Source organism: Georgenia alba (assembly GCF_042665525.1).
Classification (GTDB): domain Bacteria; phylum Actinomycetota; class Actinomycetes; order Actinomycetales; family Actinomycetaceae; genus Allobogoriella; species Allobogoriella alba.
Map to the genome: position 1 here is coordinate 306,417 of NZ_JBHTCQ010000001.1, position 21,780 is coordinate 328,196.

Consider the following 21,780-nt stretch of genomic DNA (forward strand, 5'->3'; position numbering starts at 1 on the left):
CCGGCCACGCCCACCACCGCCGGGCGAGCGTCCGGCGATCTAGCACCACCTGTACGGCGTGGCACGTGCGGCCCGGTTTGTCGTGGCGGCCACGAGATCCGCGCTGTTACGGTCCGCAGCGTGGCGACTCCCGCTCCTACCTAGGTCCTCGGACCTCAGTCCGGATCCAGGAGCCCCTCGGTCAGAGCCGAGGCACGCGCTCCGCCGATCGGCCGTGTCCGAGTTTCTCGTTCACGGCCCGTCAGCAGGCCGTGCCACCGACCTTGACCTTGGAGAGTCATGCCTGCGATCGCTGCGACTGGACTCAGCAAGTCCTACCGCTTTCACCGTTCTCGCGCCGGCCTCGGCGGCGCCCTGATCGACCTCGTCCACCGCCAGCACGGCGACCGGCTGGCGGTCAACGACCTCGACCTCACCATCGATGACGGTGAGTTCGTCGGTCTGCTCGGCCGCAACGGTGCCGGCAAGACCACGACCTTGAAGATGTTCTCGGGGCTGCTGCGCCCCACAGGCGGGGACCTGAGGGTTCTCGGGTACGAGCCGAGCAAGAGGCGGTTCGCGTTCCTGCGCGAGATCGCGATCGTGCTGGGCAGCAAGTCGATGCTCTGGTGGGACGTCTCCACGCGCGCGAGCCTCGACCTGCACAAGGCGATCTACGACCTGTCCCCGTCGGAGTTCACCGACAGTGTCGACCAGCTCGTCGACCTTCTCGAGCTGTCCGACGTGATCGACGTGCCGGTACGTCAGCTGTCCCTCGGACAGCGGATGAAGTGCGAGCTCGCGGTCGCCCTGGTGCATCGTCCGCGGCTCTTGTTCCTGGACGAGCCGACGATCGGGCTGGACGTGGTGTCGAAGGCCGCCGTCCGCCAGTTCCTGCGCACCGTCAACACCGAGCTCGCGACGGACTCCGGGACCGGCGTCACCGTCGTGCTGACCAGTCACGACATGGACGACGTCGCTGAGCTCTGCCGACGGCTGATCCTGATCGACCACGGGCGCGTGCAGTTCGACGGCACACCTGCGGAGCTGATCAGGCAGACGAGGCCGCACAAGCGGATCACCCTGAGCTACGCCGGCGAGCTGGGTCAGGTCGAGATGGACGTCGACCGGTCCGAGACCACACGAGTGCTCGCCGAGGCCACGGCACGCGGAGAGCTCCTCGACGTCGAGGTGCGCGACGCCGATCTGGACGACGTGATGCGGGCGGTGATGCAAGCGTGAGGCACGTTCGCACCTTCGGCACGCTGGTGTCGTTGAACCTCTCCGTGTCCCTGACGTATCGCGGCGAGGTGTTCCTGTGGCAGGTCGGCAACATGCTGATCCCGTTGATCTCGCTGTTCGTCTGGCAGGCGGCGATCGTCTCGGGAGCCCAGCTGCCGACGTCTGCCCGGTATCTGACGGCGTACTTCGTGCTGGTCTCGGTGGCGGAGATGCTGACGGCGTCCTGGACGGCGTTCTACCTGGCGGAGGAGATCCGCGACGGAGGGCTCAACCGCTATCTGTGCCGGCCGACGTCGACACACCTCAACGCGCTCGCCAACAACGTCGGCGAGAAGGTCATCAAGCTGGTGCTCCTCGTGCCGCTCGTCGCCGTGCTCGCCTTCGCGCTCGGTGACGCGTTCGAGATGCCGACCGGTCTCGGACGGTGGCTGCTGGCGTTCGCGTCGTTGATCATCGCCGCACTCATGCGATGGCTGCTCGACGTCACGGTCGGCTCGCTCGCGTTCTGGTTCGCCGACGTGAACGGGTTCCTGCGGGCGAAGGAGGTGATCGTCCCGGTCCTGTCCGGAGTCGTGGTACCGCTCGCGCTGCTGCCCGACGTCTTGCGTGACGTCAGCCTGGTGCAGCCCTTTCGCTACCTGGTGTCGTTCCCGCTCGAAGTGCTGCTCGGTGACGTACCGGGCGGACTGGCCGCCGGCTTCGGGCTGCAGGTCGGCTGGATGCTCGTGTTCGCGGTCGCTGCTGTGCTGGTCTGGCGGCTGGGGCTGCGCACCTACTCCGGGACCGGTGCCTGATGCGTGCGTTACGACACGGATTCAACGTAGCTCGGGCCGTGCTGACGATGGCGCTGATCCGCGAGGCGCAGTTCCGGGCTCAGGTCTGGACCACCGTCGTCGTCGGCCTCCTGGAGATGGTCGCCCAGGTGGTCCCGGTCCTGGTGATCTTCGACCACACGGACAGCGTGAACGGCTGGGACGTCGGGCTCGTCATGGCTGTTGCGGGCGTCTCGGAAGTGATGGCATCCCTGCTGGCGACGTTCGTGTCGCCGAACCAGGCCCGCATGACGTCGTACATCCGGGAGGGCGACCTCGATCTCATCCTCATCCGACCGGTTGCCACGCAGGCGTTCGCGTCCTTGCGATGGGTCCAGCCGGCGGAGCTGTGGGGTGCTGCCTCGGGGCTCGCCCTGGCAGCTGTCGGACTGACGGTCTCCGATCTGGCCATCCGGCCGGAGCTGCTCACCCTGGCGGTTCTCGGCTTCGTGCTCGGCTTCGTCGCGGTCTCCCTGGTGTGGCTGAATCTCGGCTATCTCGCGTTCTGGTTCACGTCGGTCGACGCGCTGGGCGAGCTCCTCGGGGCCCTGCTCACCGCCGGCAAGTACCCGCTTGCCTTCTTTCCGCGGACCGTCCGGATTCTCCTGCTCTCGGTGATCCCGCTGGGGCTGGCGACGACGGTCCCGGTCGAGCTGCTCACCGGCGACATCGAGCTCCGGCTGCTGGGCTACGGTGCGGGCCTGGTCGTCGTCCTCGCCGTCATCACGCGGCTGCACTGGCTCGCCGGCATCCGGCGGTACAGCAGCGCGAGCTCGTGACGCACGCTGTGCGACCTGTGGCGTCACCCGGGCGCACCTCGTTCACGGCAGCGCGCCCCACTCACGCGGCCGGGAAGAGACAGAACTCGTTGCCCTCCGGGTCGGCGAGCACGGTCCAGCCGTCCTGCTCGTCGACGACGCTCGCCCCGAGCCTCGTCAGCCGAGCAAGCTCGGCGTGCCGGTCCCTGGCAGTCACATCGAGGTGCACCCGGTTCTTCACCGACTTGGGCTCCGGCACGCGCTGGAACCACACCCGGGGGAGTCCACCGTCGATCCGCTCCACCAGGACCGTAGGGTCGTCGGCGACGTCGTGGATACCCAGGCCCGCGAGCCGCTCGAGCTCCGCGTCGTCGTAGGGCGCGACCTGGTAGTCGTCGAGTGCATCGGCCCAGAACCGGGCGAGGGCACTCGGCCGGTGGCAGTCGACGACGACGTCTCTCAGCTGTGCCATGTGTCGATGGTGCCGTAAGAGCCGTCAGCCGGCGGCGCCCACCGCCGCCGGCCTCCCGGCGAGCGTCCGGCGGTCGAGCACCTCGTCCACCAGCCCGTACTCCAGCGCGGCCTGGGCCGTGAACACCCGGTCGCGGTCCGTGTCGCGGCGCAGCGTCTCCACCGACTGGCCGGTGTGCCGCGCGAGGACTGTCTCGATCTCGGACCGGATCCGCACCAGTTCGTCCGCGTGCAGGATGAGGTCCGGGATGGTGCCACGCCCGCCCTGCACGGCCGGCTGGTGCAGGACGATGCGCGTGTGCGGCAGCACGGCGCGCTGTCCGGGAGCACCCCCCGCGAGGAGCACCGCGCCGGCCGCGAAGGCCTGCCCGACGCACGTCGTCGCCACGGGCGCGTTGATGTACTGCATGGTGTCGTAGATCGCGAGCATCGCGGACGGGTCGCCGCCCTCGCAGTTGATGTAGAGGCTGATCGGGCTCTCCGGTGAGGCCGACTCCAGGTGCAGCAGCTGCGCGATGACGGTGTTGGCCACGCCGGAGTCGATGCCCGTGCCGAGGTAGATGATCCGCTCGGCGAGCAGCTGGGAGTAGACGTCCATGATCCGCTCGCCGCGCGGGTGCTGGGCGATGACGTTCGGGATGGTGTAGCTGCTCATGAGGTGGCCCCCAGACCGATCGGGTGCCGGCGCTTGGGCGCCATCACGTCGTCGAACCCGCCGACGAGCCGGTCGATGAAGCCGTACTCGAGCGCCTCCTCGGCCGTGTACCACCGGTCGTGCCGCGAGTCCTCGAAGACCCGCTCCAGCGGCTGACCGGTGTCCTCCGCGATGAGGCCGAGCACCGTGTCGCGGGTGTGCCGCAGGTCCTCCGCCTGCACCTCGACCTCGACCGCGGAACCGCCGATCCCGGCGGAACCCTGGTGCATGAGGATGCGTGAGTGCGGCAGCGCGACCCTCTTGCCTCTCGTCCCGGCGGACAGCAGGAACTGCCCCGCGCTGCAGGCGAGCCCGAGCGCCAGGGTCGCGACGTCGTTCGGGACGAGTCGCATGACGTCGCGGATCGCCAGCATGGCGGGGACCGAACCACCCGGTGAGTGGATCCACAGGGCGATGTCGGTCTTGGCGTCGTCGGAGGCGAGGGTGAGCAGCTGGGTCATCAGCTGCGCACCGTTGTCGTCGTCGAGGGTGCCGTCGAGGACGAGCACCCGCCGGACCAGGAGCTCCTCGCGCATCCGGTCGGTGAACTGGGGTCTGGGCTCTTCTGCCATGCCTCGAGCCTGCGCCACGACGGCGGCGCACGGCGCCCGTTGCTGCCGACGGCAGATCTGCTCCGAGCAGCGACACGGGCCGTGCCCCCCGGCGACCCGCACCCCTTGCGGCACGTCGCTCGGGTGACGCCGTCAGCGTGAGGAGTCCGGCCGGCCGTCCCGCGGCATGAGGACGACGGCGAGCAGCAACACGACGGCGGTCGCGACCGAGCACCAGAACACCAGGTGGATGGCGTGGGCGAGGCCGGGTCCCGACGGCGTCCCGTCCGCGCCGACCGTGGTGTTGGCGTTGACCACCGCGCCGAACACGGCGACGCCCACCGCCGAACCGAGCGACCGCGCGAACATGTTGGTCCCGGTCACGGCACCTCGGGTGGACCAGTCGGCGCTGTTCTGGGCCGCGATGAGCGTCGGCACCGCGGTCAGACCCATGCCGGCGCCGATGAGGAACGTGATCGGCGCGATGTGCCAGACGTGGCTGCCCTCGCCGAGGATCAGGGCCAGCGCCGAGCCGCCGAGGACCAGCGACCCGCCGAGCAGCCCCGTCGAGCGGAACCCGACGCGCAGGTAGACCCGCCCGGAGAGCGAGGCGGTGAGCGGCCAGCCGATCGTCATGGCCGCGAGCGCGAACCCGGCGACGAGCGGCGAGGCGCCGAGCACCCCCTGCGCGTAGATCGGCACGTACGTGGTGAGGCCGAGCACGATGACGCCGACCATGAGCGAGACGACCGTCGTGGTGCTCACGACCCGGCGGCGCAGGATCCGCAGGTCGAAGATCGGGTGCGGAACCCGCCGGCCCCACATCGCGAAGGCGGCCAGCAGCACGACGGCGCCGCCGAAGACACCCAGCGTCGTCGCCGACGCCCAGCCCCAGGTCCCGCCCTCGAGCAGTCCACCGACCATGAGCGTGCTGCCGGCGGTGAGCAGCACGGCACCCACGTAGTCGATCGGCTCACGCTCGCCCTCACGCGGCTTCTCGCGGAAGTGGCGCACCAGCATGAAGACGGCCACGGCACCGAGCGGGAGGTTGACCCAGAAGATCCACCGCCAGCTGAGGAACTGCGAGAACGCGCCGCCGAGCGTCGGCCCGACGACGGCGGAGATCGCCCAGACGCTCGCGAGGTAACCCTGGGTCTTGGCTCGTTCGGCGAGGGTGTAGATGTCGCTGACGATCGTCATCGACATCGGCAGCATCGCTCCGGCCCCGAGGCCCTGGATCACCCGGGCGCCGATGAGCGCCGGCATCGACCAGGCGACCGCGCACAGCACCGAGCCGAGCAGGAAGATCGTGACGCCGGCCAGCATCATGCGCTTGCGGCCGAGGACGTCGGCGAGGCGTCCGTAGACCGGCACGGTCACGGCCTGCGCAAGGGTGTAGACCGAGAACAGCCACGGCACCTGCTCGAACGCGTCCAGCTCGTGCGCGATGGTGGTCGAGGCGGTGGCGAGGATGGTCGCGTCGAGCGCCACGAGCGAGGTGCACAGCATGAGGGCGCCGAGGATCGGGCCCCGCTCGGAGCGCAGCCCCACGTCCTGGCGGCTGACCGGCGTCGCGGGCCGTTGCTCCGGCCCCGTCATCCGGGGCGTCTCATACGTGCGTCGGGTCGAACAGCGCGCTGACCGACTCCCCGGTGTGGATGCGGCGGACCGCCTCGGCGAAGGCCCCGGCCACGCTGATGACGGTCAGCTTGTCGTGCACCTGCGCCTCCGCCGACGGGATCGTGTTCGTGGTGACGATCTCCGCGACGGAGGAGTCCGCGGCGATCCGCTGGAGCGAGTCGCCGCCGAAGATGCCGTGGGTGCATGCGATGCGGACGGTGCGGGCCCGCTGCTCACGCAGCAGCTCGAGGAGGGCGATGATCGTGGTGCCGCCGGCGATCTCGTCGTCGAGCACGATGATGTCGCGGTCGGTGACGTCGCCGATCAGCGAGGTGATCTCCACCCGGTCGCCGTCGAGACGCTCCTTCGCGGCGGCGGCCACCGGCACCCCGAGCATCTTGGCGAAGGCGCTGGCCGGCTTGGCGTTGCCGAGGTCCGGGGAGACGACGGTGGTCCGGTACAGGTCGCCGGGCTCGAAGTGACCGGCCAGCTCGCGTAGCGCGTTGAGCTGGTCGGTGGGCACCCGGAAGAACGCGTGGACCTGCGGCGCGTGCAACGTCATGGTGAGCACGCGGTTCACCCCGGCCGTCTCCAGCAGGTCGGCGACCAGGCGGCCGCCGACGGAGATCCGCGGCGCGTCCTTCTTGTCCGACCTCGCGTACGCGAAGTGGGGCATCACCGCGGTGATCCGCTGCGCCGAGGCGCCCTTCGCGGCGTCGATCATCAGCAGGAGCTCCATCAGGTTCTCCTGCGTGGGCGTGATGATCGGCTGCACCAGGTAGACGTCTCGCTCGCGGCAGTTCTCCAGGAGCTGCACCTGGAGGCAGTCGTTGGCGAACCGCTGCAGGTTGACGGGGCTCAGCGGGACGCCGAGGTCGTCGCACATCTCCTGCGCGAAGCGTTGCCCGCTCGTCCCGGCGAAGACCCGCACATCGGCCACGCAGCGAAGTCTATTTCAGGAACGTGGCGAGTTCGGCGACGCCCGGTCGTCATGGGGGTACCGGGCCACCGCCGTGGTGGCCAGACTGAACCCGACGAAGGAGACGAACCCATGCGTTACGCACTGCTGCTGCACAACGTCGAGCCCGGCCCCGGCGAGATCCCTGAGGAGGGGCTGGAGGAGATGGAGCGGCTCTTCCAGGAGTACGCCGACGCCCTCGACAGGGCCGGCGTGCTGATCGCCGCGGAGGTCCTGCAGTTCTCGCCGGCGACCACCACCGTCACGCGCCGCACCGGCGAGGTGCAGATCCAGGACGGCCCGTTCGCCGAGACGAAGGAGGCGCTCGCCGGCATCTTCGTGATCGACGTCGCCGACGGCGATGCCGCCATCGCCTGGGCGGAGAAGTGCCCGGGCGCCACCTACGGATCCGTCGAGGTCCGGCCGGCCGCGACGTCCTACGTCGACGGCGCATGGACCGCACCGAGCCCCGTCGAGCGGGCGTGACGGAGCCCGCGTTCGCCGCGGCGGCCGTGGCCGCCAGGGACGGCTACGGCCGCCTCCTGGCGCTGCTCGCGGCCGCCGACGGCGACCTGGCCGCCGCCGAGGACGCCCTCGGCGACGCCCTGGAACGGGCACTGCTCACCTGGCCCGAGCGCGGCGTCCCGGCGAACCCCGAGGCCTGGCTGCTGACCGTTGCCCGCAACCGGCAGCGCGACCGGTGGAAGTCCGCCGAGGCGCGCCACACCGAGGCGCTCGACGTCGCCGGTCTGGAGCGCACCCGGGCCGTGGCGGTCCTGGACGACGTCGACCCCGACGCCGTGCCGGACAAGCGCCTCGAGCTGATGCTCGTCTGCGCGCACCCCGCCATCAGTCGTGCGGTCCGCACCCCGCTCATGCTCAACACGGTCCTCGGCTTCACCGCGGCGCAGATCGCGGGTGCGTTCAGCGTGCCGACCGCGACCATGGCCACCCGGCTCGTGCGGGCCAAGCGCCGGATCAAGGAGGTCCGGCTGCCGTTCCGGATCCCGGACCGCTCGCACCTGCCCGACCGGATGACCGCCCTGCTCGAGGCGGTCTACGGCGCCTACGCCATCGAGTGGTCGACCGCCTCGTCCGACCCGCGGCCGCTGCCGCCCGAGGCGCTGCAGCTCGCCGAGATCCTCGCCGCGCTCGTGCCGGAGGATCCGGAGGTCCGTGGTCTCGCAGCGCTGGTCCTGCTCTCCGCGGCACGCGCTCCCGCCCGCCGGGACGACGGCGGAGGTTTCGTCCCGCTGGATCGGCAGGACCCGCGGCGCTGGGACGCGACACTCATCGAGCGCGCGCACGCCCACCTGCGGGCCGCGCACGCGCGCGGCTCGGTCGGCCGGTTCCAGCTCGAGGCCGCCATCCAGGCGGTGCACTGCGCCCGGCGGCCCGGGGACCGGACCGACTGGGCGGCCCTGAAGCCGCTGCACGAGGGCCTGCACCGGCTGGCGCCGAGTCAGGGCAGCGCCGTGGCGCTGGCGGCGGTGGTCGGTGAGACCGACGGCCCGGCCGCCGGCCTGGCGCTCCTGGACGAAGCCGCCGAGGAGACGCGGCGCTTCCAGCCGGCCTGGGCGACCCGCGCGCACCTGCTCGCCCGGCTCGGCCGGCGCGAGGACGCCGTCGCCGCCTACGAGAAGGCGATCACCCTCACCCACGACGTCGCCGAGAGGGACTTCCTCCTCGCCCGCCGCTCCGCCGTGGCCGAGTCGCCTGCTGCCCGGCGCAAGCCGTGAGGCTCGTGCGGAGCCTCATCTGCGTCATGAAAGCTCCGACAGTGATCGCTCGCCTCGTGGCGGGTAAGGGTCCTTCTTTGCCGACCGATTTCATCCGCAGTCATGTGCGCTGTTCGAAGGTCGCGCCACGCCCGCCGCTGAAAGAATCCGCGATGTGAAACACGACCCACGCGGTGCGCTGCGTCCTCGGTCTGACCGTGAAGGCCGAGTAGCCATGCTGCGTCTGAGTCGTCGCCTCCCTGGTCCTCGTGCCCTGGTCTTGGTCTGTCTGCTCGTGTTCTCGCTCGCCTCCTGCAGTGACTCGGAGGAGGGGCCAGGAGGGCCGACCACCAGCGCGGACGACGGTGTGCCAACCGTCATCGACAAGGAAAGCTCCGAAGGTGCCGTTCTCTTCGCCTTGGCGGACGAAGCCGCTGGGGGAGCCGACTCTGCACTCTCCGGGGAGTTGGTGGTTGGGGAGGATGACTGCCTCGGAGTCCAGTCACCCGAATACGGAGGCTTCGTCTCGGTGGTCTTCCCGTGGCAGTCCGACTGGCACAGTGGCGATAGCGATGCCGTGACACTCGGGCCGGACTCGCAATTTGCCGTCGGTGACGTCGTGAGCCTGGGCGGCGGCCTCGAGTCACGCCTGCTCGACCCGATTCGTGAGAGATGCCCAGCTGCAACCGAGGTGTTTCTAGCCGATCGCCTCAGCGAGCGAACCTCGTCCTGAGACAGGGGATTCGGGCGACGAGCGAGGCTCAGTGTGCCGATCGGCGCCACGCGGCCCCGGCGCTGATGGCATAAGGCCCGAATTCGCCGGCCGGTGCGAGTCCGCAACCCTCCATCCGGAGCATCTGGCTAGCGGGCGGTTAGGTGATGTGCCACCGACGCCGATCCAGGTTTCTCGGGCGACACGATGGACCTTGACGTATACCGATATGGGTATACATTGCTTCCATGGCACGCGCAGCGACGACGACGGACGCGTTCAACGCGGTCGCCGAGCCGCGCCGTCGCGAGATCCTCGACGCGCTCATCGATCGCGAACGACCGGTCGGCGATCTCGTCGAGCTGCTCGACCTGAGCCAGCCGCAGGTCTCCAAGCACCTGCGGGTCCTGCGCGAGGTAGGACTGGTGGACGTCCGCGACGACGGCCGGCACCGGCTGTACCGGACGAACGGCAAGCCGCTGCGCGAGATCCACCGCTGGGTCAGCCGGTACGAGCGCCTCTGGACCGAGCGGTTCGAGGCGATCGACGACATTCTCGACGAGCTCAAGGAGAACGATTGACATGCGCACGACGACCACGGGCACCGCCGTCATCACGACACCCAGCGACACCGAGATCCTCATCACGCGCGAGTTCAACGCGCCGCGCCACCTGGTCTACCGCGTCTTCACCGAGCCCGAGTACGTCTGGCGCTGGTGGGCCGGCGGCCAGGGCACCGTCACCAGCGTCGAGATGGACTTCCGCGTCGGCGGCAGGTGGCGGTACGTGCTCGAGGCCGGTGCGGGCTTCGAAGTCGCCTTCCACGGCGTCTACCGCGAGATCGTCCCCGACGAGAGATTCGTGTGCACCGAGGTCTTCGAGGGCGATTCCGAGCCGGACGAGAGCAACGCGTCGGTGACCACCTACACGTTCACCGAGTCCGGCGGCCGCACCACGCTCCAGCTCCTCGACCAGCTCCCCGACAAGGCCTCCCGCGACGCGGTCCTCGAGTCCGGCATGGAGGCCGGTGCGCAGGGCCAGTACGACACGATCGAGCAGATCGCCGTCGAGCTGGCGGAAGCGCCCCGGTGATCCGGGCCGCCCGGGAATCCGGGCGGCAATTCGGAGGTGCCGGACCCCGGCCCGGTGAGACGCTGGAGCGGTGGCCGCACTACCCGAGCGGAGCGATCGGCCGGCCGTCGTCCAGGGCGGCCGAGATCCTGCTCAGCGCGCCCCGGAAGGTCTCCACATCCTCGCTCGAGCCGAGCGCGCGCCGCAGCCTGCGGTCGAAGCCCATCGCCTTGTCCCGCAGCTCACCGAAGAGGGCGAGACCGTCCGGGGTGATCTCGATCTCCTGCACCCGCCGGTTCTGCGGGGAACGGTGCCGTGCGACGAGGCCACGCTCCTCCATGACCCGCAGGTGGTGGGTCAGTGTCGCCTCGCGGATGCCCACAGCCGCCGCGAGCTCACGCTGCGTCGCGTACGGACCCTCCTGGATGGCCAGCAGGATGTGCCAGATCTGGCGGCTTCCGCCGTGCGCGAGGAGCAGCTCGTCGAACTCGCGCGTCACCTGCTGCATGGTCTGCCACAGCGCCACGGCGACGGGCTTGGGACCTCGGTGCCTCATGGGCTCCGAGCGTACGACAATCGTTCGACCATAAAACCTTCGACATCGAAGCCTTAGGTGTCTATCGTTCCCGGTGTCTCGCCACGACAGCGGAGGTGCAGCGCGATGACGACCCTCGATCACCTGGACACCCTCCTCGGTGAGCGGTTGCTCCGCCCGGGGACCGACAGCTTCACGACGGCGACGCGGCTCGAGTTCGCCGGCCTGGACGACGATCGGCGGGTTCCCTCCGCCGTCGCGCAGGTCACCGGGCCGGACGACGTCGCCGCCGCACTGCGAGCGGCGCGGGAGTCCGGCGCGCCGGTCGCGGTCCGCACCGGCGGCCACAGCTACGCCCGACATCCCGCCCTCGCGGGCGCCGTGGTGATCGACACCCGACGCATGGACGGGGTGGAGATCGACGCCGAACGCCGGCTCGGGTGGGCGCAGGGCGGCGTGCTGGCCCGCGCCTACACCGACGCCGCCTTCGCGCACGGGCTCGCGACCGGCTTCGGCGACACCCCCACCGTCGGCGTCGCCGGGCTCACCCTCGGCGGCGGAATCGGCTTCCTCAGCCGCCGCGACGGCCTGACGATCGACAACCTCCTCTCGGCCGAGGTGGTGCTCGCGGACGGCTCCGTGGTGACCGCGGACGCCGACCAGCATCCCGACCTCTTCTGGGCCCTACGGGGCGGTGGCGGGAACTTCGGCGTCGTCACCAAGCTCGGGCTGCGGCTGACCCCGACCACCATGGTGACGGGCGGGATGTTGGTCTTCGACCCCACGCCCGCCCTCGTGGCGGGCCTGCTCACCGCGCTCCTGGCGGCGCCCGACGAGCTCTCCGCCATGGTCAACGTCATGCGGACCCCGCCGATGCCGTTCCTGCCGGCCGAGATGCACGGGCGGCCCGGCCTGCTGGTGCTGCCATGCTGGTCCGGACCGGCGGAGGACGCGGAGCGCGCGTTCGCGCCGATCCGCGCCCTCGGCGAGCCGGTGGTCGACACCGTCGGCGAGCAGCCCTACCCGGCCCTGCTCGAGGGGCCACCGGGAAGCGACCAGCCCGTCTTCCCGGATGTGCGCACAGGGTTCGTCGACGCCGTCGACGAGGAGTGGGCGGCAGCCGCCATCGACGTGGTGGCCACGGCACCCACCCCGATGGCCGTGGTGAACCTGCGCGTCATGGGCGGTGCGATCGCCCGGGTATCGACCGACGCGACGGCCTTCGCGCACCGCGACCGCGGCATCATGGCATCGGTCGGCGCAATGTTCTTCGACCCCACCCTCGCCCCGGCCGCACAGGAATGGACGGCGAGCGCCGCGCGCAGGCTGACGACCGGTACGGCCGGGTACGTGAACTTCATGACCGGCGCCGCGGCGTCGGACGTGGAGGCCGCCTACCCGGGCGAGACGCTGGAGCGCCTGCGCGAGGTCAAGCGGACCTACGACCCGGAGAACGTCTTCCGCGCCGTGCACAACGTCCACCCCGCCTGACCGCACCGGTGAGCGGGAGGACCTGGCGACCAGATCCTCCCGCACCATCGGGTCGGGGACCCGCGGGTCACTCCCCGCCGACCCTGGTCATGGTGGACGGGTAGCCACCCCCACCCGGGTAGACCCACTCGCCGTCGACGACGTCGCCGTCCGCGTCGAAGGTCCCCTTGAAGTGGGCGGGATGCCCCTTCTCCAGGGCCCAGATCCACAGCGTGTCCCCGTCGATCTCGTAGACGTAGTCGAGGGTGTTGCCCTGCGAGTCGTAGAACCGCGAGTGCACGTGCTCGCTGGGGGCCTCGCCGAAGGGGCGCAGGTTCCCGATCACCTCGAAGCCGGTGATGGGCTGGCCGAACTGCTCGAGCTCGACGCGCTGGATCAGAAAGTAGCCACCCTCCATCCATTCGTACGTGACGGAGCCAGGGGCGCCGCCGGTGACCTCCCAAGTCCCGACGAGCCGGTCGAGCGCCCGCAGGGCCTCGCTCGGCTCGGGGGCGGCAGGGTAGGCCTCCTCCACCTCGGGTGCGACGTCGGTGGGCTCCTGCTGGTTCTGGGTCTGCTCGCTCATCGATCTGTCCTCTCTGTGTGGGTGGGCCGATCGGCCGCACACAGAGATCTCGAAGCCGTCCGACCGATCTCGACATGACGGCACAAGGAAAGGTCCGAGGAATTCTCGCGGGGCTCCCGACGGCAGATGTCGAGAACTGCCGCGCGGCTCCGAGGTAGCGGCACCACCTACCGAGGAGGAGATCATGTCCAGCACCACCATGAACCGCATCGGCACCGCGGCCCTCACCGCGGCGCCCCGTACCGACCGCCGGCTCCTCGCCGGCGCCATCGCCGGCCCGTTCTTCGCCGTCTCCACCGTGACGCAGATGGTGGCCCGGGAGGGTTTCGACCTGACCCGCCACCCAGTGAGCCAGCTCGCCACGGGCTCGCTCGGATGGGTCCAGATAGCCACCTTCGCGCTCACCGGGTTGGCCTTCCTGGCCCTGGCAACCGGCATGCGCCGCAGGCTCACCGGGTTCGGGCGCCGCGTCATCACCTTCGGCGTAGGCGTTCTCGGCGTCGGCTACGTCGTGGCCGGGGTCTTCCCTGTGGACCCGCAGAACGGCTTCCCCGCAGGCGCTCCAGAAGGCTCGGTCGCAGACGTCTCGTGGCACGCCGCCATCCACCTGACCGCCGCCGTCGTGGCGTACCTCGGCCTGGCCGTCGCGTGCATCGCCGCGGCGGTCCGTGCCGTCCGGAGCCGTGCGTTCGTTGCCGCAGCACTCCATGGCCTGGTCGCCGTGGCGCTGCTGCTTCCCACCGCACCGCAGTTCGCCTACGTCCAGCTGGCATTGACCAGCCTCGTAGCCTTCTCGTGGATCACGGCGAATGCCCTTGTGCTGCGCCGTCGCACCGCGTGACCGGTTCCGGCGGCACGAAGGAGAAGACGATGAAGTACTTGCTGCTCAGCTATACGCCGGCCAGTGACTGGGACGCAGAGACGGCCGATGAGCCCACACCCGACGCCCTCGAGGCCTTCGCGGCCTACCAGAAGTTCCAGGAGGAGCTCGAGGCGTCCGGGGAGTTCGTGACCAGCGAGGGACTCGGCCATCCTGCGGTGAGCGTCACGGTGCGGAAGTCGGAGGGCGGCGTGGTCGCCACCGACGGGCCGTACGCGGAGCTCAAGGAGGTCCTCGCGAGCTTTGCCGTCATCGACGTCGCGAGCCAGGACCGCGCCGTCGAGATCGTCAGCCGGATGGTGGAGGTGCTCGGCGAGCCGATGGAGATCCGCCCGATCATGGGCGAGAACTTCGCCGGCTGAACCCCGAGCACCGCACCGGTGGACGTCCACCTCGAGGACCTGCTGCGTCGCGAGGCGCCGCAGGTCCTCGGGGCGCTCGTGCGCCGGTTCGGCCGGTTCGACGTGGCCGAGGACGCCGTGCAGGAAGCGCTTCTTGCGGCCAGCCGGCAGTGGCCGGAGGACGGCGTGCCGGACAACCCCAGGACCTGGCTGATCCGCGTCGGCTACCGGAGGATGGTGGACCTGCTGCGCTCGGAGCAGGCGCGGCACCGCCGCGAGATCGAGGTCGGCGTCGCCGAGGTCCTCCGGCCGGCCACGCCGGCAGCCCAGTCCGACGACAGCCTCACGCTGCTGATGCTGTGCTGCCACCCCGCGCTCAGCGAGGTCTCGCGCGTCGCGCTCACCCTCCGTGCCGTCGGAGGTCTCACGACTGCGGAGATCGCCCACGCCTACGGCGTCACCGAGACGACCATGGGCACCCGGATCTCGCGGGCCAAGCAGACCCTGCAGCGCGCGGGTGCCCGCTTCACGCCGCCGGACGACGACGAGCGCACCGAACGGCTGTCCGCGGTCCGCGCGGTGCTGTACCTCATCTACAACGAGGGCTACACCGCGAGCGCCGGCGAGACCCTCGGCCGGCTCGACCTCGCCGACGAGGCCATCAGACTGACCCGGCTCCTGCACCGTTCGTCCCCGGACCCGGAGTCCACCGGACTGCTCGCCCTCGCGCTGCTGACCGATTCGCGGCGGGACGCCCGGACGGGTGCCGACCAGCAGCTGGTCCCGCTGTCCGAGCAGGACCGCTCAGTTTGGGACCGGGGTCGGATCGCCGAGGGGACGGCGCTGATCGACAGCGTCTGGGGCCGGTCCGAACCGGGTCCGTACCAGGTCCAGGCGGCCATCGCGTCGGTGCACGCGCAGGCCAGGACGCCCGAGGAGACCGACTGGGCCCAGATCGCGGCCCTCTACCTGGTCCTGGAGCAGCAGACTCCCACCGGGCTTGTCCGGCTGGGCCGTGTGGTCGCCGTCGCGCACGCGTACGGCGCCGTCGACGCACTGCCCGTCCTCGACGAGCTGGACCAACGGCACCGCCTGACCAAGGACCCGTTGACGAAGCAGCGCACGCACGCGGTGCGGGCTCACCTCCTGGAGATGGTGGGCGACACCCGCGGCGCCGCGCAGAGCTATCGCACCGCCGCCGACCTGACCGGGAACGCGGTGGAGCGGGCCTACCTGATGCGGCGGGCCTCCCGGCTGTGACCGGGCGGCGAGATCCAAGCCGGCCGACGCACCGCCCGAGCTGCGGGCCGCGCCACCCCGTGCCACAGTCGGGAGCATGGCACGTTCGCCGAAGAAGACCGGCCTCGCTGTCGGGGCTGTGCTCGCACAGCTCGTCGCCGGTCCATTGACCCTCCGGGACATCTCCCGCCGTCGTGACCGGCAGATCCGAGGCCCACGCCTGCTGTGGCAGATCTGGGCGGGCACCAACCTCCTCGGCGTTGCCGCGTACTGGACGGTGGGCCGCAAGGACTGACCGGACGCTCAGAAGGTGCCGGGCGTCCGACCGAGCATCGCCGTGCTGGTCCGCGTCAGGTGCGCCTGGTCCGCGAACCCGGACTCGGCGCCCGCGCGGGCGATCGGAGACCGCGGCAGCAGCGCGATCGCTTCGCGTAGCCGGTGCCACCGCATGATCGCGCCGAACGTGGTGCCTGCGTGCTCGCGGAGCATGCGGCGGACGTGCTGCGGGCTCACGCCGAGCCGTGCCGCGAGGTCCCCGATCGTCGTCGTGCTGGTCATCCGGCGAAGGGCGGCACCGACCGGATGCTGGTCGGGGCCGAGGACGTCGGCCAGGCCGGCGGGGATCCGGGCCGCCCGGTGGTGGCCACCCGCCTCGGCGTCGAGCTCCTCGAGCAGCCATTCGCCTCGTCGCCGACCCAGGTCGAGCACGCGGTCGGTCCGCTCGAGTGCGGCCTGCCCCGGGTCCACGAAGAGGGCGCTGTAGGCCCCGTGGGCGGTGGCGGAGTTCGGCAGGCCTGGCGGTACCAGGAGCGACCAGCCCGCATGGATGCCACTCGGTGACGCGACCTCAACCGGCGCGTCACGACCGACGACGACCTTCACCGCCGGCATGCGATGTACCCGCACCCGGTGCGAAGCGTGCTCGGTGAAGACGGTGCGGCCGCCAGGCGCACGGCGGAGGTCCGGGCGCTCATCCTGTTCAAGACGCGGGGCCGGGCCGTGGCGCACCGTGCTCACATGCATGAGATCGCCTCCGTCGTCCTGGCCATCTTCCTCCTCGTCGCCGGCGTGGTCCACGGTGTCGCGCCGGCGCGGGTGCAGTCGCTGGTCCCGGAGTGGTGGCCGGCCAAGCGCGCCACGGTCTATCTCTCGGGCCTGGCCGAGCTGGTCCTCGGTGTCGGGCTGCTCGTCGCCTCCACGCGCGCCACGGCCGGACTGCTCGCGGCCGTCCTGTTCGTCGCCTACGCCGGCGTGCACGCGGATGACGCCCGGCACGCGCGCACCGCGACCACCCGGTTCGGCTCACCGCTCGGCGTCACGGGACGGGTGTTGGCGAACCTGGGGTACGCGGCGTGGGCGGGCTACGTCGCCGTGGGCGGCTGACCGGTCGCATCGATGAGGCCAGCCAGGCCGCGATCCGGTCCTCCGCGGGCAGGAGGTCTCCGCCGTAGGTGACCGCCCGTAGCAGCAGCCCGTCGAGGGCGGACAGAATCATCTCCGCGTTCCCGGGGTCGGCACCCACCGCCGCCATGCGCTCCCGCAGCTCCGCGGTGAGCAGCCGGTGCCCGGCGAGGGTCGTGTCCGGCACGACCAGCTGGAGGTGGTAGCGCGCCCGGACCACCTCGGCGGTCCAGGGCTCGACGGCGGCGCGCACGAAACGCGCCAGGGTGCCGGCGAGCGCCTGGACGTCGGCCGGCTCCCCACCGGCCCATGACCGTTCCCAGAGCTCGCGGTCGAGCTCCAGCATGCGCTCGACGATGCCGGCAAGGAGCTGGGCGCGACGGCCGAAGAGGTTCGCCGTGCTGCCGGCCGGCAGGCCCGCCTCGCGGTCCGTCGCCCGGTGGGTCAGGCCGCGGGGACCCTCGCGCCCGAGCACCCGGACGGCGGCGTCGAGGACGGTCTGGCGGCGGGACGTCATTCCGCCAGACTGGCAGACAACATCTGTTGTACGCTGGCGACATGACGGAGATCCACGTGGTCGGCGCCGGCGTCGCGGGGCTCACGGTGGCCGGGATGCTGCCCCGCACCTGGGACGTCCACCTGCACGAGGCCGCCTGGCAGGGCCGCGCCGTGCCGACGGTCTTCGGGATGTGGCCCGCAGCCATGCGGGTGGTCGAGCGGCTCGGCCTGGCTGAGGCCGTCCACGCGCGGGCCACACACCTCGAGGATGCTCGCGTCCATGACCGCACCGGCCGCGTCCTCGCCGCGGTCGGTGGTCAGGACGTGTGGCTGATCTCCCGGCCGGACCTCATCGACCTGCTCCGCCGACGGCTGCCCGAGCACGTCACCGTGCACCACGGGCGCGTCGAGGGCCCGGACCAGCTCGGCGGCGACCTCGTCGTCGGCGCCGACGGTGTGCACAGCGTGGTCCGGCGCGAGTGGTGGGGCCGCGCGGCGGCACCACGCACCCTCGGCGTGACGGCGGTCCGCGGGGTGATCGACGAGCCGACGACCCACACGTCGCTCGGCGAGTACTGGGGTTCGGGCGTCATGTTCGGCATGACGCCGCGCGCGACCGGTGGCACCAACTGGTTCGCGACCGTCCCGCGCCGGCGCTTCTCGGGTGCGGCCGAGGCGCTGGAGCACCTCCGCCGTCGTCTCGCCTCCTTCGCGGACGTGCCGCAGCAGGTGCTCGCGGCCGCGATCCCGGAGCAGACCCTCGTGAACGACCTGTGGGCCTCACGATGGCCGGGTCGCCTCCTCCGTGACCGAACTGTGCTCGTCGGCGACGCGGCGCACGCCATGTCCCCGAGCCTCGGGCGCGGCGCGTGCGAGTCGCTCCTCGATGCCTACGTGCTGGGCGAGGCGTTGCGGACCCTTCCGCGCCGTGCCGCGCTCCGGCGCTACGAACGGAGCCGGCTGCTCCCGCCGCAGGCGGTCCGCGTCGCCTCGACCGCGGCCCTGCGCGTCGCGACGGCACGCCGCGAACGGGTGCGCAACGCGCTCGTCTCCGCACTGCCGACACCACGACCGCCAGGAGCCGCAGACCTGGTTGGATGACCGCATGGCCTCTTGGCAGACCGGCGCGAGTCGCGTCGTCTACGAGAACCCGTGGCTGACCGTCCGGGAGGACGAGGTGATCCGCCCCGACGGCTCGCCGGGCCGCTACGGCGTCGTGCGGCTGAACAACCCGGCGGTCTTCGTCGTGCCGGTGACTGACGCCGGCGAGGTGCTCCTGATCCGTCAGCACCGCTACCCGATCGGGCGCGAGTCGCTGGAGGTCCCGGCCGGCGGCACGGACGGCGAGGAGCCGATCGTCGCCGCGCGCCGAGAGCTGGTGGAGGAGACGGGGCACGTCGCCGAGGTGTGGCAGGAGCTCGGGCCGACCTACTCGCTCAACGGCGTGAGCGACGCCCCGGGCACCATCTTCCTCGCGCGCGGCCTCTCGCCCGATCCGTCAGGCCGGCACGCGACCACGACGGCGGAGGAGGGCATCACCGAGGTACGCGCGGTCCCGTGGGCCGAGGTGATCGACCTCGTCCGCAGCGGTGAGATCCACGACGGCGAGACCATGGCGGCCCTGCTGCACGCCGCCATCGCCCTCGGCCGGCTGGCCTGACACCCGGATCTCTGGACCGGTCGGGTCCGCGCGGCGAGGATGACTCGTGATGACGCACGACCACGGGCCACCCGGAGCACCCGACCACCGCACGCCGCTGGCGATCGCCTTCGGCGTCAGCGTGGTGGTCGTGCTCGCCCAGGCGGTCGGGGCGTGGATCACTGGCAGCCTGGCGCTGCTGGTGGACACGGCGCACGTGCTGACGGACTCCGCGGGACTGCTCATGGCGCTCGTCGCCGCGTCGCTGACCCGCCGGCCACCGACCACGCGCCGCACGTGGGGCTACCGCCGCGCCGAGGTCCTCGCCGCGCTCGCCCAGTCGACGCTCCTGCTCGTCGTCGGCGCGTACGTCCTTCTCGAGGCCGTGCGCCGGCTGTGGGAGCCACCCGAGGTGCCGTCCAGCCTCATGGTGGTCTTCGGCGTCGTGGGGCTCGCCGGCAACGTCGTGGCGATGGCCGTCCTCGCACGACGGCGGGACGCGAACCTCAACCTCCGGGCCGCCTTCCTCGAGGTGCTCAACGATGCACTCGGCTCCGTCGCCGTGGTCATCGCCGCCGTCGTCATCGCGACGACGGGGTGGCAGCGCGCCGACGCGGTCGCCGCCCTGGTCATCGGGGCGCTGATCCTGCCGCGAGCCATTCGCCTGCTGCGTCAGGCCACGTCCGTGCTGCTCGAGACGGCTCCGCCAGGACTGAACCTCGACGACGTACGCGCCCACCTGCTCGAGGTGCCGCACGTGCGGGACGTGCACGACCTGCACGCCTCACTGATCGCCACGGGTCTACCGGTCATCACGGCCCACGTGGTCGTCGACGACGACTGCTTCCGCGACGGGCACGCCGCCCGGATCCTCGACGAGCTCCAGGAGTGCGTCGCCACGCACTTCGAGGTCGCCGTCGAGCACTCGACGTTCCAGATCGAGCCGGTCAGGCACCAACGCCACGAGCACCCCACCCATGCCTGAGCCGGATGCCGTGTCGAAGACCGCGTGGCTCGTTCGACGAGGGAGCGAGAGGTCGCGGGACACGGCCTGAGGACGACAACGACTGGGAGACAGGGATGCGCAACCTCATCGTCAGCGAGTTCATCACCCTCGACGGCATCATCGAGAACCCCGAGTGGACCTACACCGAGGTCAAGCCGCTGCCGGAGATGTTCTCCCTCAAGGAGCGCGAGCAGCAGGAGGCCGGCTGCCTGCTCCTGGGGCGGGTCTCCTACGACGAGTTCGCGCCGGTGTGGCCGTCGATGGAGGAGTTCGCGGAGTACAACGCCATGCCCAAGTACGTCGTCTCCTCGAGCCTGGAGGACCCGGAGTGGCACAACACCTCGGTGCTGCGCTCGCTCGAGGAGGTCCGGGAGCTCAAGGAGTCTGACGACGACGGCACGATCCTCGTGCACGCCTCGGCAACCCTCGCGCAGGGCCTGCTCGCCGCGGGCCTCGTCGACCGGTACCACCTGCTGGTGTTCCCGATCCTGCTGGGCGGCGGCAAGCGCCTCTTCGCCGCCGAGGACGGCGCCCCGGCGAAACTCGCCCTCGCCGAGCACGAGACCTACGCCAACGGCGTCCAGATGCAGGTCTGGGACGTGGTGCGCTGAGGAGGACCCGGCGTCCTCAGGCCGATCGCGGCTGGTACGTCAGGCAGTCGGCCTGGTCCTTGCCGGCACCGACGCGCACGGACGGCGCGGTGCACTCGAGGTTCTCGTTGTGCACGCAGTCCTGGCGCTGGCAGGCGCCGACGTGCGAGACGACCTTGTCGAGTCCGCCCTTGACGTTGAGCGGGATGAAGGTCTCGCAGGTGGCGTCCTCGGAACCACCGATGGTCACGGCGGCGGCGTGGCACTCGGAGTGGTCGTTGTAGGAGCAGCCGACCACCGAGCACTCGGTGACGGCAGGAAGGTCGGCGAGCGTGGTCATCATGCCCTCCCGTTCCTCGTTCTTCGGGCGGTGGTTCCGCCCGAGGATTCGATCGTAGAACCATTGAACTCATTTCGCCAGGCATTCTTATGGATTTGTGGGCGGCGATTCTCACGCATTACGTGAGGCACTTGTTTTCGAAATGATGGAGTGTCGAATTTCGGCTCACGGCACCTGGGGCCGCCGCGCCGTCGTGCAGATAGCAGCCGAATGTCGGCTGAACGTTCGCGCGCGTCGGCACGTCGGATCACCGAGATGCGGATCCTCTTCGATCGGCTCCCGTTCGAGCAGGCGAGCGAGGCAGAATGATGGCCGTGACCACCGACGGCGACCGGTCCCGTCGCTCCCGCGGCATCCGAGCGTTGGACGCGCTCTCCGAGCGCTTTCGCGCGCTGCCCGGAGTCGACGGCGCCACGATGTTCGGCAGCCCGGCACTGAAGGTCCACGGCAAGGTGTTCGGCTTCGTCGGCACCGAGGGCGAGCTCATCGTCAAGGTGCCCGCGGACAGGGCGACGGCGCTGGTGGACCAAGGTGTCGCGGAACGCACTCGCATCGGCCGGAACGCCGCCCGCGAGTGGGTCGGGATCTCGCTCGAACACGCAGAGCTGTGGTCCGGCCTGCTCGAGGAATCTCGCCGCTACGTCGCCGACGGGAGCGACCCGGGGTAAG

At 70.9% G+C, this 21,780-nt stretch carries 29 protein-coding genes; 19 read left to right on the forward strand and 10 right to left on the reverse strand.

The window, feature by feature from the left end:
* Positions 1-279: 279 nt before the first annotated feature.
* From ACFQQL_RS01495 to ACFQQL_RS01505, 3 genes are read left to right on the forward strand one after another with little or no spacing between them, the layout of a single operon-like run.
* Positions 280-1,221: an ABC transporter ATP-binding protein gene (locus tag ACFQQL_RS01495; protein ID WP_382390539.1), complete on the forward strand. Its 942-nt coding sequence runs from the start codon at positions 280-282 to the stop codon at positions 1,219-1,221.
* The gene (locus ACFQQL_RS01500) at positions 1,218-2,015 is read left to right on the forward strand and encodes an ABC transporter permease (protein ID WP_382390541.1); all 798 of its coding nucleotides are present in this window, start codon (positions 1,218-1,220) and stop codon (positions 2,013-2,015) included. The genes ACFQQL_RS01495 and ACFQQL_RS01500 overlap by 4 nt, the downstream gene beginning before the upstream one ends.
* Positions 2,016-2,062: 47 nt before the next feature.
* Complete coding sequence (locus ACFQQL_RS01505; RefSeq protein ID WP_382390543.1) at positions 2,063-2,812, forward strand: ABC transporter permease; 750 nt, start codon at positions 2,063-2,065, stop codon at positions 2,810-2,812.
* Between the two features lie 61 nt (positions 2,813-2,873).
* On the opposite strand, the gene ACFQQL_RS01510 is transcribed toward ACFQQL_RS01505, so the two are convergent.
* The 5 genes from ACFQQL_RS01510 to ACFQQL_RS01530 form a co-directional block, all read right to left on the reverse strand.
* Complete coding sequence (locus ACFQQL_RS01510; RefSeq protein WP_382390545.1) at positions 2,874-3,263, reverse strand: VOC family protein; 390 nt, start codon at positions 3,261-3,263, stop codon at positions 2,874-2,876.
* 24 nt (positions 3,264-3,287) lie between these two features.
* Positions 3,288-3,917, reverse strand: coding sequence for a ClpP family protease (locus ACFQQL_RS01515; RefSeq protein WP_382390547.1), 630 nt, complete (start codon positions 3,915-3,917; stop codon positions 3,288-3,290).
* Complete coding sequence (locus ACFQQL_RS01520; RefSeq protein ID WP_382390549.1) at positions 3,914-4,528, reverse strand: ClpP family protease; 615 nt, start codon at positions 4,526-4,528, stop codon at positions 3,914-3,916. Before ACFQQL_RS01520 ends, ACFQQL_RS01515 begins: the two co-directional genes overlap by 4 nt.
* A 132-nt stretch (positions 4,529-4,660) precedes the next feature.
* Entirely contained in the window at positions 4,661-6,106 is a 1,446-nt protein-coding gene (locus tag ACFQQL_RS01525; RefSeq protein ID WP_382390551.1) for an MDR family MFS transporter, read from the reverse strand.
* Between the two features lie 10 nt (positions 6,107-6,116).
* Positions 6,117-7,067 carry a ribose-phosphate diphosphokinase gene (locus ACFQQL_RS01530; protein ID WP_382390553.1) on the reverse strand — a complete coding sequence of 317 codons (951 nt, stop codon included), beginning with the start codon at positions 7,065-7,067 and terminating at the stop codon, positions 6,117-6,119.
* 111 nt (positions 7,068-7,178) lie between these two features.
* On the opposite strand from ACFQQL_RS01530, the gene ACFQQL_RS01535 reads away from it, so the two are divergent.
* The 5 genes from ACFQQL_RS01535 to ACFQQL_RS01555 all read left to right on the forward strand — a co-directional run bounded on the left by ACFQQL_RS01535 (position 7,179) and on the right by ACFQQL_RS01555 (position 10,607).
* The gene (locus ACFQQL_RS01535; RefSeq protein ID WP_382390555.1) at positions 7,179-7,571 is read left to right on the forward strand and encodes a YciI family protein; all 393 of its coding nucleotides are present in this window, start codon (positions 7,179-7,181) and stop codon (positions 7,569-7,571) included.
* Positions 7,538-8,824 carry an RNA polymerase sigma factor gene (locus tag ACFQQL_RS01540; protein WP_465253984.1) on the forward strand — a complete coding sequence of 429 codons (1,287 nt, stop codon included), beginning with the start codon at positions 7,538-7,540 and terminating at the stop codon, positions 8,822-8,824. The genes ACFQQL_RS01535 and ACFQQL_RS01540 overlap by 34 nt, the downstream gene beginning before the upstream one ends.
* A 346-nt stretch (positions 8,825-9,170) precedes the next feature.
* Positions 9,171-9,536, forward strand: a complete 366-nt coding sequence (locus tag ACFQQL_RS01545) for a hypothetical protein (RefSeq protein ID WP_382390559.1) — start codon at positions 9,171-9,173, stop codon at positions 9,534-9,536.
* A gap of 227 nt (positions 9,537-9,763) precedes the next feature.
* Complete coding sequence (locus ACFQQL_RS01550) at positions 9,764-10,096, forward strand: ArsR/SmtB family transcription factor (protein ID WP_382390561.1); 333 nt, start codon at positions 9,764-9,766, stop codon at positions 10,094-10,096.
* Position 10,097: 1 nt separating this feature from the next.
* Positions 10,098-10,607 carry an SRPBCC family protein gene (locus ACFQQL_RS01555; protein ID WP_382390563.1) on the forward strand — a complete coding sequence of 170 codons (510 nt, stop codon included), beginning with the start codon at positions 10,098-10,100 and terminating at the stop codon, positions 10,605-10,607.
* 79 nt (positions 10,608-10,686) lie between these two features.
* On the opposite strand, the gene ACFQQL_RS01560 is transcribed toward ACFQQL_RS01555, so the two are convergent.
* Positions 10,687-11,142: a MarR family winged helix-turn-helix transcriptional regulator gene (locus ACFQQL_RS01560; protein ID WP_382390565.1), complete on the reverse strand. Its 456-nt coding sequence runs from the start codon at positions 11,140-11,142 to the stop codon at positions 10,687-10,689.
* Positions 11,143-11,247: 105 nt separating this feature from the next.
* On the opposite strand from ACFQQL_RS01560, the gene ACFQQL_RS01565 reads away from it, so the two are divergent.
* A complete protein-coding gene (locus ACFQQL_RS01565; protein WP_382390567.1) occupies positions 11,248-12,612 on the forward strand; it encodes an FAD-binding oxidoreductase in 1,365 nt (454 codons plus the stop codon).
* Positions 12,613-12,679: 67 nt separating this feature from the next.
* Here the strand turns inward: ACFQQL_RS01565 and ACFQQL_RS01570 are convergent, their stop codons facing one another.
* Positions 12,680-13,177 carry a hypothetical protein gene (locus tag ACFQQL_RS01570; RefSeq protein ID WP_382390569.1) on the reverse strand — a complete coding sequence of 166 codons (498 nt, stop codon included), beginning with the start codon at positions 13,175-13,177 and terminating at the stop codon, positions 12,680-12,682.
* A gap of 184 nt (positions 13,178-13,361) precedes the next feature.
* On the opposite strand from ACFQQL_RS01570, the gene ACFQQL_RS01575 reads away from it, so the two are divergent.
* From ACFQQL_RS01575 to ACFQQL_RS01590, 4 genes are all read left to right on the forward strand, one after another.
* Positions 13,362-14,018, forward strand: coding sequence for a DUF998 domain-containing protein (locus ACFQQL_RS01575; RefSeq protein ID WP_382390571.1), 657 nt, complete (start codon positions 13,362-13,364; stop codon positions 14,016-14,018).
* A gap of 29 nt (positions 14,019-14,047) precedes the next feature.
* Positions 14,048-14,419: a YciI family protein gene (locus ACFQQL_RS01580; protein ID WP_382390573.1), complete on the forward strand. Its 372-nt coding sequence runs from the start codon at positions 14,048-14,050 to the stop codon at positions 14,417-14,419.
* 18 nt (positions 14,420-14,437) lie between these two features.
* Positions 14,438-15,658 carry an RNA polymerase sigma factor gene (locus ACFQQL_RS01585; RefSeq protein WP_382390575.1) on the forward strand — a complete coding sequence of 407 codons (1,221 nt, stop codon included), beginning with the start codon at positions 14,438-14,440 and terminating at the stop codon, positions 15,656-15,658.
* Between the two features lie 76 nt (positions 15,659-15,734).
* Complete coding sequence (locus ACFQQL_RS01590) at positions 15,735-15,932, forward strand: hypothetical protein (RefSeq protein ID WP_382390577.1); 198 nt, start codon at positions 15,735-15,737, stop codon at positions 15,930-15,932.
* An 8-nt stretch (positions 15,933-15,940) separates the two neighbouring features.
* Here the strand turns inward: ACFQQL_RS01590 and ACFQQL_RS01595 are convergent, their stop codons facing one another.
* Positions 15,941-16,519, reverse strand: coding sequence for a helix-turn-helix transcriptional regulator (locus ACFQQL_RS01595; protein WP_382390579.1), 579 nt, complete (start codon positions 16,517-16,519; stop codon positions 15,941-15,943).
* A gap of 135 nt (positions 16,520-16,654) precedes the next feature.
* Here ACFQQL_RS01595 and ACFQQL_RS01600 point away from each other — a divergent pair, with 135 nt between their 5' ends.
* A complete protein-coding gene (locus ACFQQL_RS01600) occupies positions 16,655-17,020 on the forward strand; it encodes a hypothetical protein (protein ID WP_382390581.1) in 366 nt (121 codons plus the stop codon).
* Here ACFQQL_RS01600 and ACFQQL_RS01605 read toward each other — a convergent pair.
* Positions 16,953-17,555 (reverse strand): TetR/AcrR family transcriptional regulator, encoded by a 603-nt coding sequence (locus tag ACFQQL_RS01605; RefSeq protein ID WP_382390583.1) that lies wholly within the window; start codon positions 17,553-17,555, stop codon positions 16,953-16,955. The two genes, ACFQQL_RS01600 and ACFQQL_RS01605, sit on opposite strands and share 68 nt — an antisense overlap.
* 41 nt (positions 17,556-17,596) lie before the next feature.
* On the opposite strand from ACFQQL_RS01605, the gene ACFQQL_RS01610 reads away from it, so the two are divergent.
* From ACFQQL_RS01610 to ACFQQL_RS01625, 4 genes are all read left to right on the forward strand, one after another.
* Positions 17,597-18,637: an FAD-dependent monooxygenase gene (locus ACFQQL_RS01610; protein ID WP_382390585.1), complete on the forward strand. Its 1,041-nt coding sequence runs from the start codon at positions 17,597-17,599 to the stop codon at positions 18,635-18,637.
* Between the two features lie 4 nt (positions 18,638-18,641).
* Complete coding sequence (locus ACFQQL_RS01615) at positions 18,642-19,196, forward strand: NUDIX domain-containing protein (protein ID WP_382390587.1); 555 nt, start codon at positions 18,642-18,644, stop codon at positions 19,194-19,196.
* A gap of 49 nt (positions 19,197-19,245) precedes the next feature.
* Complete coding sequence (locus ACFQQL_RS01620; protein ID WP_382390589.1) at positions 19,246-20,160, forward strand: cation diffusion facilitator family transporter; 915 nt, start codon at positions 19,246-19,248, stop codon at positions 20,158-20,160.
* 95 nt (positions 20,161-20,255) lie between these two features.
* Entirely contained in the window at positions 20,256-20,792 is a 537-nt protein-coding gene (locus ACFQQL_RS01625; RefSeq protein WP_382390591.1) for a dihydrofolate reductase family protein, read from the forward strand.
* A gap of 16 nt (positions 20,793-20,808) precedes the next feature.
* On the opposite strand, the gene ACFQQL_RS01630 is transcribed toward ACFQQL_RS01625, so the two are convergent.
* A complete protein-coding gene (locus ACFQQL_RS01630) occupies positions 20,809-21,111 on the reverse strand; it encodes a DUF1540 domain-containing protein (protein ID WP_382393749.1) in 303 nt (100 codons plus the stop codon).
* A 314-nt stretch (positions 21,112-21,425) separates the two neighbouring features.
* On the opposite strand from ACFQQL_RS01630, the gene ACFQQL_RS01635 reads away from it, so the two are divergent.
* Positions 21,426-21,779 (forward strand): MmcQ/YjbR family DNA-binding protein, encoded by a 354-nt coding sequence (locus ACFQQL_RS01635; protein ID WP_382390593.1) that lies wholly within the window; start codon positions 21,426-21,428, stop codon positions 21,777-21,779.
* The last annotated feature ends 1 nt before the right edge of the window (position 21,780 follow it).